The organism is Kitasatospora sp. NPDC038210, assembly GCF_055600605.1.
Genome location: NZ_JBVJYK010000004.1, coordinates 36,234 through 50,401, shown reverse-complemented (window position 1 = coordinate 50,401; position 14,168 = coordinate 36,234). Strand labels below are relative to the sequence as shown.

General features: G+C 68.6%; 15 protein-coding genes and 2 pseudogenes. 9 read left to right on the top strand and 8 right to left on the bottom strand.

Features of this window, described 5'->3' with window-relative positions; translation table 11 throughout:
• Positions 1–145: 145 nt before the first annotated feature.
• Positions 146–1,453, top strand: coding sequence for a M18 family aminopeptidase (locus ACZ7KX_RS09365; protein ID WP_350523737.1), 1,308 nt, complete (start codon positions 146–148; stop codon positions 1,451–1,453).
• A 72-nt stretch (positions 1,454–1,525) separates the two neighbouring features.
• Here the strand turns inward: ACZ7KX_RS09365 and ACZ7KX_RS09360 are convergent, their stop codons facing one another.
• The gene (locus ACZ7KX_RS09360) at positions 1,526–3,346 is read right to left on the bottom strand and encodes an NHL domain-containing thioredoxin family protein (RefSeq protein WP_470325967.1); all 1,821 of its coding nucleotides are present in this window, start codon (positions 3,344–3,346) and stop codon (positions 1,526–1,528) included.
• Positions 3,347–3,527: 181 nt separating this feature from the next.
• Between ACZ7KX_RS09360 and ACZ7KX_RS09355 the strand changes: the two genes are divergently transcribed.
• The 3 genes and pseudogenes from ACZ7KX_RS09355 to ACZ7KX_RS09345 all read left to right on the top strand — a co-directional run bounded on the left by ACZ7KX_RS09355 (position 3,528) and on the right by ACZ7KX_RS09345 (position 5,521).
• Entirely contained in the window at positions 3,528–4,334 is an 807-nt protein-coding gene (locus ACZ7KX_RS09355) for a hypothetical protein (protein WP_470325966.1), read from the top strand.
• A 2-nt stretch (positions 4,335–4,336) separates the two neighbouring features.
• Positions 4,337–4,555 (top strand): annotated as a pseudogene (locus ACZ7KX_RS09350) (helix-turn-helix domain-containing protein); the annotation flags it as partial.
• 114 nt (positions 4,556–4,669) lie between these two features.
• Positions 4,670–5,521: an ImmA/IrrE family metallo-endopeptidase gene (locus ACZ7KX_RS09345; RefSeq protein WP_470326297.1), complete on the top strand. Its 852-nt coding sequence runs from the start codon at positions 4,670–4,672 to the stop codon at positions 5,519–5,521.
• Between the two features lie 71 nt (positions 5,522–5,592).
• Here ACZ7KX_RS09345 and ACZ7KX_RS09340 read toward each other — a convergent pair whose 3' ends face one another.
• Positions 5,593–6,063 (bottom strand): NUDIX domain-containing protein, encoded by a 471-nt coding sequence (locus tag ACZ7KX_RS09340; RefSeq protein ID WP_470325965.1) that lies wholly within the window; start codon positions 6,061–6,063, stop codon positions 5,593–5,595.
• Positions 6,064–6,066: 3 nt separating this feature from the next.
• Positions 6,067–6,810 carry an XRE family transcriptional regulator gene (locus tag ACZ7KX_RS09335; protein ID WP_470325964.1) on the bottom strand — a complete coding sequence of 248 codons (744 nt, stop codon included), beginning with the start codon at positions 6,808–6,810 and terminating at the stop codon, positions 6,067–6,069.
• 294 nt (positions 6,811–7,104) lie between these two features.
• Between ACZ7KX_RS09335 and ACZ7KX_RS09330 the strand changes: the two genes are divergently transcribed.
• Together ACZ7KX_RS09330 and ACZ7KX_RS09325 are read left to right on the top strand one after the other, a co-directional pair.
• Positions 7,105–7,317, top strand: coding sequence for a hypothetical protein (locus tag ACZ7KX_RS09330; RefSeq protein ID WP_470325963.1), 213 nt, complete (start codon positions 7,105–7,107; stop codon positions 7,315–7,317).
• A 55-nt stretch (positions 7,318–7,372) separates the two neighbouring features.
• Positions 7,373–7,546, top strand: coding sequence for a hypothetical protein (locus tag ACZ7KX_RS09325; RefSeq protein WP_470325962.1), 174 nt, complete (start codon positions 7,373–7,375; stop codon positions 7,544–7,546).
• Between the two features lie 297 nt (positions 7,547–7,843).
• Here ACZ7KX_RS09325 and ACZ7KX_RS09320 read toward each other — a convergent pair whose 3' ends face one another.
• From ACZ7KX_RS09320 to ACZ7KX_RS09305, 4 genes and pseudogenes are all read right to left on the bottom strand, one after another.
• Positions 7,844–8,431 (bottom strand): recombinase family protein, encoded by a 588-nt coding sequence (locus ACZ7KX_RS09320; RefSeq protein WP_470325961.1) that lies wholly within the window; start codon positions 8,429–8,431, stop codon positions 7,844–7,846.
• A 624-nt stretch (positions 8,432–9,055) separates the two neighbouring features.
• Positions 9,056–10,591, bottom strand: coding sequence for a recombinase family protein (locus tag ACZ7KX_RS09315; protein ID WP_470325960.1), 1,536 nt, complete (start codon positions 10,589–10,591; stop codon positions 9,056–9,058).
• A gap of 21 nt (positions 10,592–10,612) precedes the next feature.
• Positions 10,613–10,753, bottom strand: coding sequence for a thioredoxin domain-containing protein (locus ACZ7KX_RS09310; RefSeq protein WP_224281159.1), 141 nt, complete (start codon positions 10,751–10,753; stop codon positions 10,613–10,615).
• A gap of 307 nt (positions 10,754–11,060) precedes the next feature.
• Positions 11,061–11,561: pseudogene (locus tag ACZ7KX_RS09305) on the bottom strand (GNAT family N-acetyltransferase); the annotation flags it as partial.
• A 129-nt stretch (positions 11,562–11,690) separates the two neighbouring features.
• On the opposite strand from ACZ7KX_RS09305, the gene ACZ7KX_RS09300 reads away from it, so the two are divergent.
• Both ACZ7KX_RS09300 and ACZ7KX_RS09295 read left to right on the top strand, forming a co-directional pair.
• Entirely contained in the window at positions 11,691–12,179 is a 489-nt protein-coding gene (locus ACZ7KX_RS09300) for an LURP-one-related/scramblase family protein (RefSeq protein ID WP_350523739.1), read from the top strand.
• Between the two features lie 139 nt (positions 12,180–12,318).
• Positions 12,319–12,741, top strand: coding sequence for a DUF350 domain-containing protein (locus tag ACZ7KX_RS09295; RefSeq protein ID WP_350523740.1), 423 nt, complete (start codon positions 12,319–12,321; stop codon positions 12,739–12,741).
• 51 nt (positions 12,742–12,792) lie between these two features.
• On the opposite strand, the gene ACZ7KX_RS09290 is transcribed toward ACZ7KX_RS09295, so the two are convergent.
• Positions 12,793–13,140, bottom strand: coding sequence for a winged helix-turn-helix transcriptional regulator (locus ACZ7KX_RS09290; protein WP_470325959.1), 348 nt, complete (start codon positions 13,138–13,140; stop codon positions 12,793–12,795).
• A gap of 178 nt (positions 13,141–13,318) precedes the next feature.
• Between ACZ7KX_RS09290 and ACZ7KX_RS09285 the strand changes: the two genes are divergently transcribed.
• Entirely contained in the window at positions 13,319–14,146 is an 828-nt protein-coding gene (locus ACZ7KX_RS09285; protein ID WP_470326296.1) for an NAD(P)-dependent oxidoreductase, read from the top strand.
• Positions 14,147–14,168 lie beyond the last annotated feature (22 nt).

The window sequence follows — 14,168 nt, the reverse complement described above, 5'->3', positions numbered from 1 at the left end:
CCGTGCGGACACCGGGTGTTGTGGCCCGTGCGCGGTCGAGAACGGTTGGGATGCTTCCGAATGCCCTGTCCGTGTACGGGCATATGCTCAAGGTGCGAAGCCGACTCCCCATCCGGCTTCGGCCCTCCCTCGACCCAGGAGCAGTATGTCGACCGCCGCCCGACAGGCATTCTTCGACCGGACGCACAGCGACGATCTGATCGCCTTCCTCGGTACCTCGCCGTCCCCGTACCACGCGGTCGCGAGCGCCGCGGAGCGGCTGGAGAAGGCGGGCTTCCGGCAGGTCGCCGAGACGGACGCCTGGGACGGCGCCGCCGGCGGGCGCTACCTGATCCGCGGCGGTGCGCTGATCGCCTGGTACCTCCCCGAGGGCGCGGGCCCCGAGACCCCGTTCCGGATCGTCGGCACCCACACCGACTCGCCCAACCTGCGGGTCAAGCCGCTGCCGGACACCGGCTCGGCCGGCTGGCGGCAGGTCGCGGTGGAGATCTACGGCGGCGTACCGCTGAACAGCTGGCTGGACCGGGACCTCGGCATCTCCGGCAGACTCGCGCTCAAGGACGGCACCGCGCGGCTCGTCCAGCTGGACGAGCCGCTGCTGCGCGTGCCGCAGCTCGCCATCCACCTGGACCGCCAGGTCAACGACGGCATGAAGCTGGACCGCCAGCGCCACCTCACCCCGATCTGGGGCCTCGGCCCGGTCGACGAGGGCGCGCTGATCTCCTACGTCGCCGAGCGGGCCGGCCTGGCCGTCGACGACGTGGTCGGCTGGGACCTCATGACGCACGACGTCCAGCCCGCCTCCTACCTCGGCCGGGACCGCGAGCTGCTGGCCGGCCCGCGCCTGGACAACCTGCTCTCGGTGCACGCCGCCACCGCGGCGCTCGCCGCCGTCGCCACCGCCGCCGACGCCACCGAGCTGCCGTACATCCCGGTGCTGGCCGCCTTCGATCACGAGGAGACCGGCAGCGAGTCCGACACCGGCGCGCAGAGCCCGCTGCTCGGCAACGTCCTGGACCGCACGATCCACGCCCGCGGCGGCTCCCTGGAGGACCGCGCCCGGGCGCTGGCCGGCACCGTCTGCCTCTCCTCGGACATGGGCCACGCCGTCCACCCGAACTACAGCGAGCGGCACGAGCCGGGCCACCACCCGCTGCCGAACGGCGGGCCGATCCTCAAGGTCAACGTCAACAACCGCTACGCGACCGACGGCGTCGGCCGGGCGGTGTTCGTGGCCGCCTGCGAGAAGGCGGGCGTGCCGTGGCAGAGCTTCGTGTCCAACAACGCGATGCCCTGCGGTACGACGATCGGCCCGATCACGGCGGCGCGGCTGGGCATCAGGACGGTGGACTGCGGCATCGCGGCGCTCTCCATGCACTCGGCGCGCGAGCTGTGCGGCGCGGAGGACCCGTACCTGCTGGCGAGCGCGATCAAGGCCTTCCTGGAGGGCTGAGCCCCACCTCCGGTACGACCGGGGCCCGGCGGAGAACGCTCCGCCGGGCCCCGTCGTCGTCGCGGGCCGGGGTCACTCCATCCCGGCGAGGACCAGCGGGAGGCGGCGGGCGCCGTCGGCGACCAGCTTCACCGGCACGCCCCAGTCCTGCTGGTGCACGTGGCAGGCCGGGAACTCGATCTCCGGGTCGTCGTCGCAGGAGGCCGCCATCGCCGAGACGTGCAGCACGCCCTCGGCGACCTCGTCGGAGAGCACCAGCTCGCGGGAGAGGTCGCTGTCCGCGCCGGCGCCGGAGACCAGCAGCTCGGGCGGGGTCGCGCTGACCAGCAACCGGGTGGACGGGCCGTAGCGCTCGTCCAGCTTCTGTCCGCTCGGGGCCGAGAAGACCACGTCCAGCCGGAGGGCGCCCGGCGCGACCTCGGTGGCCGCGCGCTGGGTGCGGTGCGCCACGGACTCCACCCGCACCGCCTCCTCCGGCAGCCGCAGCCTGGTCAGCCGGTGCCGGGCCGACTCGACCACCACGATGTCGTCGTCCACCAGCACCGCGCCGGAGGGCTCGCGCAGGTCGGTGGCCAGCGTGCTGACCTCGCCCGTCGCCGGGTCGTAGCGGCGCAGCGCGTGGTTGTAGGTGTCGCTCACGGCGACCGAGCCGTCCGGCAGCACGGTGACGCCCAGCGGGTGCTGGAGCAGGGCCTGGTCGGCCGCGCCGTCGCGGTGGCCGAAGTCGAACAGGCCGGTGCCGACGGCGGTCTCGACCGTCCCGGTTTCACGTGAAACCGAGCGCAGTGCGGAGGTCTCGGAGTCGGCGACCCAGAGCTTCCCGCCGTCGGCGGAGACCGCGAGGCCGGACGGCTGGGCGAACCAGGCCTCGGCGGCCGGACCGTCCACCAGGCCCTCGTTGGTCGTGCCGGCCGCGACCCCGACCTCGCCGGTGGCCGGGTCGTACGCCCAGAGCTGGTGCACGCCCGCCATCGCGATCCACACCCGGCCGTCGAACCAGGCGACATCCCACGGCGAGGAGAGGTCCACCTCGCGGGCCGGGCCCGTGGTGGCCGAGCCCTGCCACCACTGGCGGCCGGTGCCGGCCAGGGTGGTCACGCTGCCGTCGGCGAGCCGCAGGCCGCGCAGGGCGTGGTTGACGGTGTCGGCGACGATCACGTCGTAGTCATGGGGGTGGCCCTCCGGCAGCAGCGCGAGGCCCTGCGGCTCGCTGAACCGGGGGCTGGTGCCGTCCACCAGGCCGCGCTGCCCGTCGCCGATCCGGCGCACCACCGTCTCGCCGTCCTCGGCCAGCTCGACCAGCGAGTGGTGGCCGGAGTCGGCGACCAGGAAGTGGCCGTCCGGCAGCCGGACCACCTTGCCGGGGAACTTGAGGTCCCCCGCGGTCGGCTCCGGCGCCACGTACGGGCCGTCGCCGCGGCGCAGCGTGCCCTTGGCGGTGTGCTCGGCCTCCAGCTCCTCGACCAGGCGGGCGATCGCGTGGGCGTGGCCCTCACCGGCGTGCTGGGCGACGACGTAGCCCTCCGGGTCGATCACCACCAGCGTCGGCCAGGCGCGGACGGCGTACTGCTTCCAGGTGGCCAGCGCCGGGTCGTCCAGCACCGGGTGGTGCACCTCGTACCGCGCGACGGCGTCCACCACGGCCTGGTGGTCGGCCTCGTGCACGAACTTCGGCGAGTGCACCCCGACGATCACCACGGTGTCGCGGTGCTTCTCCTCCAGCTCCCGCAGCTCGTCCAGGACGTGCAGACAGTTGATGCAGCAGAAGGTCCAGAAGTCTAGTACGACACACTTACCTCGCAGGTCGGCAAGCTTGAGTTCCTTGCCGCCTGTGTTGAGCCATCCACCGGCGCCGACCAGCTCGGGGGCGCGGACACGTGCACGAGAAGCCATGTCCTCATCTAACCGCAGAGGGTGCTGCCGCATTTCACGTCCGGGCACTGGTCGTGTGTCAGTCCACCGCTATAGTGTTCGATAAATGTTCGATTAGGCGTCAGGTTCATCGGGCGGCAGCATAGGCGACACATGGTTCAGTTTCACGCGCGAGTTACTGGATTGGAGTATGCTCTGGCTCATGAGCGAGGAAGAGGACGCCATTGGCGATCTTGAGGGCTCTGGTGCCCTCGACGCGATTCGTTGGGCCGGCGAGTCCGCGTACAGCCGGCTGCTGGAGGACTATGACCCCGCGACGGGCCATGATCAGGGGTGGATCGGCGGAACGGCGCACTTGTTCCTGAAGGACCGGCTTCACCGGGTCTTCTCGTGCGGCCCCTACGCCGTCGGCGCGGGTGAGGCCGACGCGGGCATGGATGTCGTGGCAAACGGACTGGGTGACAGCTACCTTTCGATGCCCAGGATTCCGGCCGGGGTGGCATCGGTCTCCGACCTGAACGGCTCTCCGGGTTGGCTGTCGGGCGAGTGGCGATGGCTGCTGACTTCGTTTCGGCACGGGAATGTGGACAAGATCCATTGGCAGCAGAAGAGCCCGACCAAGCGCAAGGTTGCTGCCCAGCGGAGTCCTGACGTTCCGATGCTGCCCTTCGAGGAGATTGAGATGTTCGAGGACATCTCGCTCCAGCCGGAGGTTCTGGAGCTGGATGTGGAGGCTGTGACGGCCAGAACCCTCGTGGTTGCGCACAGCGTCCACCCGGAGTTTCGCGTTCGTGAGTTCTTCATCGGCCGTCCGCGAATGAACAAGGGCGGGGGAGCGGCCTGGTGGTGGAAGTATGACCTGCTGAAGAGCGCTCCTGGCGTCGGTGGCTATGCTCCCGTCACGACGCAGCCGGCACCCCTGGCGCCCACTCCTCATGTTGTTCCCGACGCGCCTGTTCGTCGGCGTGTTCAGCCGATGGAAGCGCCTACCCGAGACACGATTGGATAGACATGCACACCGTTCACCGTCCGGCACCTCAGGTCGGTGATGTAGCGCGCCTGTTTGACGGCAGGCGTCTTCGGTTGGCCCGCCAATTGGCGGGCCTCCGTAAGAACGCTCTCGCCGCAATGATCGGCAAAACGCCGACGGCAGTAGCTTCATACGAGAATGGAAGTAAGCGGCCAGCGGCGGCAACAGTGGCTCAGCTGTGTCTCTCATTGGGTGTAGACCCGGCGTTCTTCTTGTCAGGCCCCGGAGAGATTGATTTCTCTGACCGTGTTCCCCATTTTCGATCGCTTAGATCGACGACGCAGATCTCTCGCGATCAAGCCACGGCCTACGGCTTGGCCACCATTGACGCGGCTGCCTCGCTTGAGCGGCACATTGAATTTCCCGAGGTAGACCTTCCTAGCGTGCCGGTTGATGTCGAATCGGAGCTGGAGGAATCACCGGAAAGAGCCGCTCGCGAACTCCGAAAGCTCTGGAATCTTTCGGAGGGCCCCGTTGGTCACCTAGTCCGCATTGCAGAGAACCATGGAATTCTCATCGTTTTCAGTCCGCCGCAGACCTCTTCGGTAGATGCCTATTCATTTGACAGCAGGGTTCGGCCCGTCATTGTGCTGAACCCGACGAAGCGAGATTACTTTAGGCAGCGATTTGATGTAGCGCATGAAATCGGCCACCTAGTGATGCATGCGGACTCGGAGCCTGGTGGCCGTAAGGTTGAGGATCAGGCGCACAATTTTGCTGCCGAGCTTCTGATGCCTGCCGATGTGATGAAAGACCTGCTGCCGTCGTCGGCGGATTGGGCCCGGCTTGCTCAGATCAAGCAAACCTGGGGGGTCAGTCTTCAAGCACTCCTTTATCGTGCTCGTCGGCTGGGGGTAATGGGAGAGGTGACATATAGGAACGCCGTCTCCTTCTTGTCTGCGAAAGGCTGGCGCAGGCAGGAGCCGGGCGTAATGCCGGCGGTTGAGCAGCCGTCTCTACTGGCCCAGGCTGTGGGGCTGCTAGAGGAGGATGGCGCAGTTCTGGATGGATTGGCCTATGAGGCCCGAGTGCCAGTCTCCCTATTTGAGACGATTGTCTCGCGAACGCCCCAGGCTTCATTGAGTGGTGCGTTCGCAGGCGCTCCGGAGATTGACTCGCTTCCGAGCGGAGTGGTCTCCATTCTGTCCCGGGGAGAGGCTAGGTGATTTATGTTGTGCGACCAATATTTCCGAAGAATTTATTTCTGCCGGCGTGTGCTGGGGTTCGGGCCGCCGGTCTAGCCGAGATAGGGGGAAGGTCTCTGCTCTAGGAAATGGCGGAGCCGTAGCTGCTGGGTGTGGTGCATCGGTAGGTCGGCGATTTCCTTGGGGAGTACGAAGCGCAGATCGGTGGACTCGTCGGAGATGCGCAGCGTGCCGCCTGTCACCCGGGCGGTAAAGCAGACATTGAACTGCTGCCGCACCTCGCCGTCCGAGTAGGCGATGACGTGGCGTGGGTCGGTGTATGTGCCGACCAGGCCGGTGATCTCGACTTCCAGGCCGGTCTCCTCGAAGACCTCCCGCACGGCCGTGCCCGGAAGAGACTCGCCCAGATCCATCGTCCCGCCAGGCAGGGCGTACAGACCGTTGTCGACCCGTCGCTGGAGCAGGATGCGCCCGGCCTCGTCCGTCACGACGGCGGACGCTGCGACCACCAGTCGGTTGGGCTTGGGAGCGTCGGGATCGTCGTAGTACTCGGTCCGTGCCATGGATCAGCTCTCCTCGACCGGTCGGGCGGTGCTCCACACCGCATCGAAGCTCGAAGCGTAGGTGTCGAACAGCGTTCTCGCACCTGTCCGTCGAAGGTGCCAGACCGGCGCTCCGAAGGCGTTCACGCCCCATACGTGGGCGTTCACCAGCAACTGGTCGTCGGCCCGGTAGAGGCTGTTGTAGAGCGTGGTCCCGTGCGTGCGAACCTCGATGCCAGGCGTTCCGATGAGCGGTCGGTAGTGCATGAGGGCAAGCCTGCATCGGGACTCGATGCCGTGACCGAACTTCTCTTCCTCCCCGCGCTGCCTCACGTTCTCGCTGTCGGGGTCGCCGATGGCGATTCGGACCGCACAGCCCTCGGCGGCGCGCTCCTGAAGCAGATCGTTGAGCCGGGGGTAGGCCTCGTGGAGGAAGACAGCGGCGTAGACCAACACGTCGATGCGCTGGGTTGCCTTCTCCAGCGAGTCCACGATGACGGACACCGGTAGGTCGGCCCGCTGTTCGTACAGGGCCACCAGCTCGGGGCTTATCGCTCGGGCGGCACGTGGCTGCCGCAGGCTCGGCCACAGTGCGAACATGTCTTCTCCCAGCGCTTCGGCAGCCACACGGGCCGTCCCCAACCGGGGCGTCCGGTTCTGATTGGCCCAGCGCTCAACCGACTTGGTGTCGACGCCGGCCTTGTCCGCCAGGGCGGCGCACGTCCAACCACCCGACGCCATAACGGCTTTCAGTCTCTCGTTCGGCATGTCGCGTGTCTCCCCGCAAAGTCCGGACTCTTGTAGGGACGTTGTACCGCCCGAGGGACGTTCTGAAGTGTCCTTTGTGCGAGGTTTCACCGTCCCGGGCGCTTGTCAGATCTTGGTGACAGTTCAACGGGAGGAGGCCGATGAAGGCGAAGAACCGGGGTATGCGGACGTTCTCCGAGTGGAAGGAGGCGCGCAGCGGGGCGTTGGCGTCCTTCTGCGTTCTCAGCGACCACGGCGCCGAGGTGTCGGCTTTGGTGGTCACCCAGGGGGCTCCTGGCGATACGGCGGTGTCCTGTGACGGGCGTTAGCCGGATGGCGCTGGTCGAGCGCATCCTGCCGATCAACGCGGAGACCGCCCCGGACGCCGGCCAGTGTCCCGGGTGCGAACTCTTCGACGGCATGGCAGCGCAGTACCCGGACAACCCGACGATCCTGCGCAAGGTCGCCAAGTGGCGTGCCCAGCACATGGACGACGGGGAGTGCCTGGCGGTGCGCAATGACGGGTGACGCTCAGGGAGCGCCACAGGAGCCCGTGGAGGGCCCGTGTGGGGATGCTGCGCCCATGGACCCGTTCGGGTGGATGAAAGCTCACCCCTGGCCCCCGGGGCGGGCCGCTGAGCCCCGCCCCGTTCTCTCCCCGGAGGAGTTCAGCGAAGCCCCGCTGACGCCCGAGGAACGCGACCGGCGGGCGGATCTGCTCGCCAGGCTGCGGGAAGCCAACCACCCGTGGCGCTGACGTGCCTCACGGACTCGCTTCGAGCGCTTTGAGTATCCGCTAACGACGGCCAGAGGGGTCTTCGCAATCCTGTTTCCCTATGTCCCTCAATGCGAAGTCACTGGCATAAATGGCTAGTTGGTCACCGTGGGGGAAGGAAATCAGCAGTACACCCAGGGTACGTGTGGCGAGCTGGGGCTGGGATCGCCAACGGCCACGGGCTGTGAACTTTCACAGCGCCTACGCCCCTGGACCCCGGAGACAGCGAAAGCCGCCCACCCGCAGCGGGGCAGACGACTCTCACGACAGGCATAGCGGCTACGACTCGGCGTTCTCCAGGTGGCGGTACAGCGTCGCCCGGCTGATCCCGAGCGCCCTCGCGATGCTGCTCACGCTTTCTCCTTTCGCGCGGCGGGCGCGGGCAATGGTCAGCTTGTCCTCGCTGATCACGGACGGTCGCCCACCGGTCCGCCCCTGAGCCTTGGCCGCTTCCAGCCCGGCGCCGGTCCGGTCCTTGATCAACGATCGCTCAAACTCCGCCATCGCACCCACCACTTGGAGCATGAGCCGCCCATCCGGAGTGTTCGGGTCAATGCTGGCCAACGCACCCGTGAGGACCTTGAAGCCGATCCGACGTGCCGACAGCGCGTCCACCATGGTCACGAGGTCGATCAGCGACCGGGCGAAGCGGTCCAACTTCCACACGCACAGGGTGTCGCCGGGGCGGAGGTAGTCCAGGACGGCCGACAGTTCCGGTCGGGCGGTGTTCTTCCCGCTGGCCTTGTCGGTGAAGATCCGGGCGCAGCCCGCTTCGGTGAGTGCGTCACGCTGGAGCTGCGCCTCCTGGTCGTCGGTGGAGACTCGCGCGTAGCCGATCAGGTGGCCGGTGCTCTTGGGCGTCGTCATGCCTCAACTGTCTCAGAACTCGTCTCATAACAGCAGGGGTTTCGAGAGGATTTTGAGACGGGTTTTGAACACCAAAGCGGGGCCGCTGCACGTCGTTGGCGGACCGTCTCACAAACCATCGTTTCTGAGACGGCTTCCGGTGGTGACCCAGCGTCACGGAGGCCGACATGGTAGGCGACTCATGCGGGTGTCTTGGGAGCGACAACCCTCCCCAGACTCGTACGGCTTGGGAGGACCAGCATCTAGGCGGTCGCCGGGATGCATCGTCGGGGTCATCCCCCTCCCCCCCCTGGTCCCGGAGTGGCCAAAGTGCCCGACTAACCCCTTATTTTCAAACCTCTTAACACGAGTAAGAAGAAATCTGGAAAGACCCAAAATTTCGGCACTTTCGCCCCTGGCGCTACGAGGAGTGACGATGCCGGAAGAGTCATGACGTACCGTGACGACGTCCCGTGTCCGTGTCTCTCCATGCGCGGCGGCTCCGGCCGTCTGGAGCGCAAGCCCTTCCAGTGGTGGTTTGGTGTTTGGGACGTAGATCCTGGCTTCCCTTAGAAATCTCTATGGTGTGTTGAGAAGGGGCGTCAAAACACCAAACCACCATCGGCCACGCTGTGGCGGTGGAGACTATTCCTTGATCTCGGCCCACTTGATGCGGACCCGCTGCTCCGGGATGAAGCGCTTCCCACGTTCGCCCTTGCTGATGAACACGCCGTCTATGGCCAGGGACAGGCGGTCCCGCTTCTCATTCTGCGTCGAAGCCTCCCAAGCCGGGTACAGCAATTCGCTGTCCAGCATCGGAGTGATGTCGACGGCGGGGAGTGGGATGTTGGCGAGGTCGGCGCGCAGGCCGTCGATGCGGCTCTGGAGTCGGGTGGCGAGGCGGTCGTAGCGGTCGAGTGCGCCGGGGCGGTCGAACTCGCCACGGACGTAGCGTGCGTCTTCCAGATCAGCCAACCGGGCTTCCTGGTCGTTGATCTCGTCGGCTACGGCGTCTCGCTTGGCGAAGGTCTCGGGGTCGGTTCGCTTCACCCATCGGTCAGCGATGGTCACCAACAGCGGGTCATCCAACTCCAGGGCGGGGAGCAGGGAGAGGAAGCGCTCGGACACGTAGGCGTCCACTCGGTCGGCCATGGCGCTGGCGCCGGGGCACTGGTTGCCCGCTCGGCGGGCCATGCACTGGTAGCTGTTGCCGACCTTGTGCATCCGACGACCGCACCCCGGTACGTCGCAGAAGATCAGGCTGGTGAGCAGCGCCGTGCCGTTCGGCTTCGGCATTCGCTTGCCCGCGTGGACGCGGGTCCGGGATTCAAGCTGCCGGATGATCCGTTCGCGCTCGCCGACCGTGATGATCCCCTCGCCGATGCTGACCGTGTCCAGCGTCTCGGGGTCCCGGTACGGGAACACGCGGCTCGTGAACTTCTTGCTGCCGTCCTCGGCTTCGATGGTTTCGGTCTCGGGCATGAGACCGGCGAAGGCAGGGGACTTGACCAGGTTCATGATGCTCGCGGCGTTCCACTGGCCACCGCGAGCCGAGGGGATGTCGTACTCGTTGAGCAGCCGGGCGATCTGCACCAGGGACTTGCCGGCCAGCGCGTCATCCGCGATGAGGCGGGCGTAGACGGCTGTCTCGGGGTCGTGCGTCAGCTTCTTCGTGGCGGGGTCGACCAGCAGCCCGTACGGGGGCTGTCCGCCGATCCACTGACCCTGTCGACGCAGGTGGCGCTTCGCGTGGGCCACGCGGGTGCCGAGGTTCTTCGACTCGGAGCGGGCGAGTTCGGCCAGCATGGCGACGACCATGCGGGCCGAGTCGTTCGACGTGTCGAGACCGTCCACGACGGAGACCAGACGGCCGCCCGCCTTCTCGATGTCGTCCAGGACCTTGCCGACCTGCCCGATGCCCTTCCGGGAGAGCCGGTCCAGCTTCCAGACGATCAGGCTGCCGACGACTCCCGCCGTGACGGCGGCAAGGGCCGAGTCGAACCCCTTGCGCTCGACGTCCTTGAAGCCGGACCGCCCCCGGTCGATGTGGACCTTGCGGACCGTGAGGCCGTTCCGCTCGGCCCAAGCCCGGCAGTCGGCTTCCTGCCGTTCGATTGCCGTCTTGCCGTCCCGGTCCAAGGACAGCCGAAGGTACAGGTCGCACAGGGTGTGGTGGTGCACGTACGCCCCCTCTGGAGTTCCCTACATTGTGTAGGACTTCCAGAAGTCCAGGATGGTGATCTTGCCCCGGAAGTCGGCGAGCGTGAGCTCCTTGCCGCCGGTGTTCAGCCAACCGCCTGCCCCGACGAGTTCGGGGGCGCGTACACGTGCACGAGATGCCATGCCCCAATGAAACCGCACGGCCCGGGTCCGCATTCCGGGCCCACCGGGTTCAGAAGTCCGGCTGCCGGGCGGCGCTCAGCTCCACCGCCTCCCGGGCCGCGTGGAGCGGGACCCCGGACGGGCCGAGCAGGGCCCGGGTGACCCGGATCGCGGAGATCATGCTCACCCCGCGCTCGACGAGCAGCCGCTGGACCGCCTCCATGCCCTGCTCGGCGAGCAGCGGGCGGCACTCCTCGGTGACGGCGGTCAGCCGGGCGGCGTGCTCGAACGTCATGCCGATGACGTCCGGGAAGAGGTCGGGGCGGGTGAGGTCGGCCTGCCAGCGGGTCTCGCCGTCCTGGACGTGGGCGGTCGGACGCAGGCCGAGGGCGTCGGCGACCCGGCGGGAGCCGCGGTGGTCCGGGTGGATGTGCGCGACGGCGGTGGTGACGCCGGCGGCGGTGAGGTGGGCCAGCAGGGCGCGGGCGGCCTCGGTGGCCAGGCCGCGGCGCTGCCACGGCGTGCCGACCACCCACGCGACCTCGGTCTCCTCGGGGCGGACGGTGGCCTGCACGTAGCCGACGAGGGCGCCGTCGGCGCGCAGCCGCAGGACCCAGTTGCCCCAGCGCTCGGCCGGATCGGGGGAGCCGGCGGCCAGCCGGGCGCAGCGGGCGCGCATCTCCTCCGCCGTCGCCGGTCGGCCGCCGGTGAAGGCGTGCAGGGCCGGATCGGCGAGCGCGGCCGCCAGCTCCCCGGCGTGCTCGGCGGCGATCGGCAGCAGGTCGAGGCGCTCGCCGTGCAGCGGGACGGTGGTCGGATCGGGGCTCATGGCGGTATTGAACGCGAGCGGGTGCCGCCGTGCGACGGGGTTTTCGGCGGGTGCTTCGTGGCGGTGCTTTTCGCCGGGCGGGGGATCGGGGTCGAATGGGGCCGACGTCAACACGGAGGAGGTCCTGCGGTGCGGTATCTGGTCAGGGAGAAGCTGTTCGCGGTCGGCGACGACTACTGGATCGAGGACGACCGGGGCCACAAGGCGTACCTGGTGGACGGCAAGGTGCTGCGGCTGCGGCACACCTTCGAGCTGAGGGACGCGAACGACCGGGTGGTCGCGGTGGTCAAGGAGAAGATGCTCACCGTCCGCGACGCGATGAAGATCGAGGACGCCGACGGCGAGGTGATCGCGACCGTCCGGGAGAAGCTGTTCACGCCGTTCCGCGACAAGTACCTGGTGGACCTGGCCTCCGGCGGCGAGCTGAAGATCCACGGCAACCTGATCGACAAGGACTACCGGATCGAGAACGACCACGGCGACGAGCTGGCCCGGATCAGCCGCAAGTGGTTCCGGATCCGGGACACCTACGGGGTGGAGATCGCGGACGGTGCGGACACCGGGCTGCTGCTGGCCGTCGCGGCCTGCGTCGACCACCTGGCGCACGAGGAGGACTGACCCGTCCCGGGTTTCCGGATCCCGGTCCGCCTCTCACCCGTGTGGGGTATCTTTTGCCACCCCTTGACCAGGCCGGTCGAGGGGCCCTGACCGCCGGTCGAGGGCGTACGGCGAGAGCGGACCGGGGGCTGGAACCACGATGAACGACATCCTGCACGGGCTGGGCGCGGCGGCGGCCTACGGAGCCCTCGGGGTGGTGCTGCTGCTCCTCGGCGTCGGCCTGGTGGACGTGCTCACGCCCGGCCGGCTCGGCCACCAGATCTGGGTCGAGCGCAACCGCAACGCCGCGGTCCTGCTCAGCTCTGCGCTGCTCGGCATCGGCGGCATCGTGTTCACCGCGATCATGTACACCTACGCCGACTTCGCCAAGGGCTTGATCTCGACGGCCTGTTACGGCGTGCTCGGGCTGGTGCTGATGGCCGTCGCGTTCTGGCTGGTGGACCTGCTGACGCCCGGCAAGCTCGGCGCGATCCTGGTCGAGCCGGAGCCGCACCCGGCGGTGTGGGTGTCGGCGAGCTGCAACATCGCGGTGGCGGCGGTGGTGTCGGCCGCGATCGCGTAGCAGTTGCGGCCGGGCGGGGCCCGGCCGCGCCACCACGGGTGCCCCGCCGCGCTACGACGGGTGCGGTGCCCCGCCCAGGACGTGTTCCCGCCCCCAGTCCCCCAGCGGCCCCAGCGCCGTGTTGAGGCGCTGCCCCGCCCCGGTCAGCGCGTACTCGACCCGGGGCGGCACCTCGTCGTACGCCTCCCGGTGCACGATGCCGTGCGCCTCCATCTCGCGCAGGTGCGCGGCCAGCACCTTCTCGGTGATGCCCGGCAGCAGCCGGCGCAGCTCGCCGAAGCGGCACCTCGGGCGCTCGCCCAGGGCCCAGAGGATCGACACCTTCCACTTGCCGCCGATCACGTCCATCGCGGCGTCCGTCCCGCAGATGTACGCCCCCGGCCTCGGCGCGCTCGCCATGCCCACCCCTCCCGACCGCTGTGACCTCGTCGCTCACCCCAGGGTAACCACCCACTTCGAAGTGCGTACTTGATCGTTCCCGGGGGTGGCGCGGAGGCTGATTCCCGTGAACCGCAACCACGTTGAGAACGCAGCCGAGAACCCGTCCGCCCCGCTCACCCTGCTCGGCCTCGGCGCCATGGGCGCCGCCCTGGCCGGGGCCTGGCTCACCGCCGGGCACCCGCTGACCGTCTGGAACCGCACCGCCGCCCGCACCGACGCGCTCGCCGTCCGCGGTGCCGCCGTCGCCGGCAGCGCCGCCGAGGCCGTCGCGGCGAACCGCCTGGTCGTCGTCTGCCTGCTCGACGACGACTCCGTCGAGGAGGCGCTCGCCGGCGCCGACCTGTCCGGCAAGGACCTGGTCAACCTCGTCACCAGCACCCCCGAGCAGGCCCGGGCCCGCGCCGCCTGGGCCGAGCGGCGCGGCGCCCGCTACCTGGACGGCGGGATCATGGCCGTCCCGCCGATGATCGGCGTCCCGGCGGCCGGGCCGTACGTCTTCTACAGCGGCTCGTCCGAGCTGTTCGAGGAGCACCGGGCCGTCCTCGCCGTGCCCGCCGGCACCCGGTACGTCGGCGCGGACGCCGGGCACGCGGCCCTGCACGACGTGGCGCTGCTCAGCGCGATGTACGGCATGTTCGCCGGGGTCGCGCACGCCTTCGCGCTGGTCCGCGGCGAGGCCGTGGCGCCGGGTGACCTCGCGCCGCTGCTGGCGAGCTGGCTCACCGCGATGTCCGGCTCGGTGGCCAGGACCGCGGAGCAGCTGGAGAGCGGCGACTACACCAAGGACGTGGTGTCCGGCCTGGCGATGCAGGTGGCGGGCAAGGGCACGCTGCTGCGCACCGCCGAGGAGCAGGGCGTCAGCGCCGAACTGTTGGAGCCCTACTTCCGGTTGATGGAGCGCCGGTTGGCGGTCGGCGTCGGCGAGGAGGACCTGACCGGGGTCGTCGACCTGCTGCGACGGTGAGGGGCGGCCGGTAACGTACCGG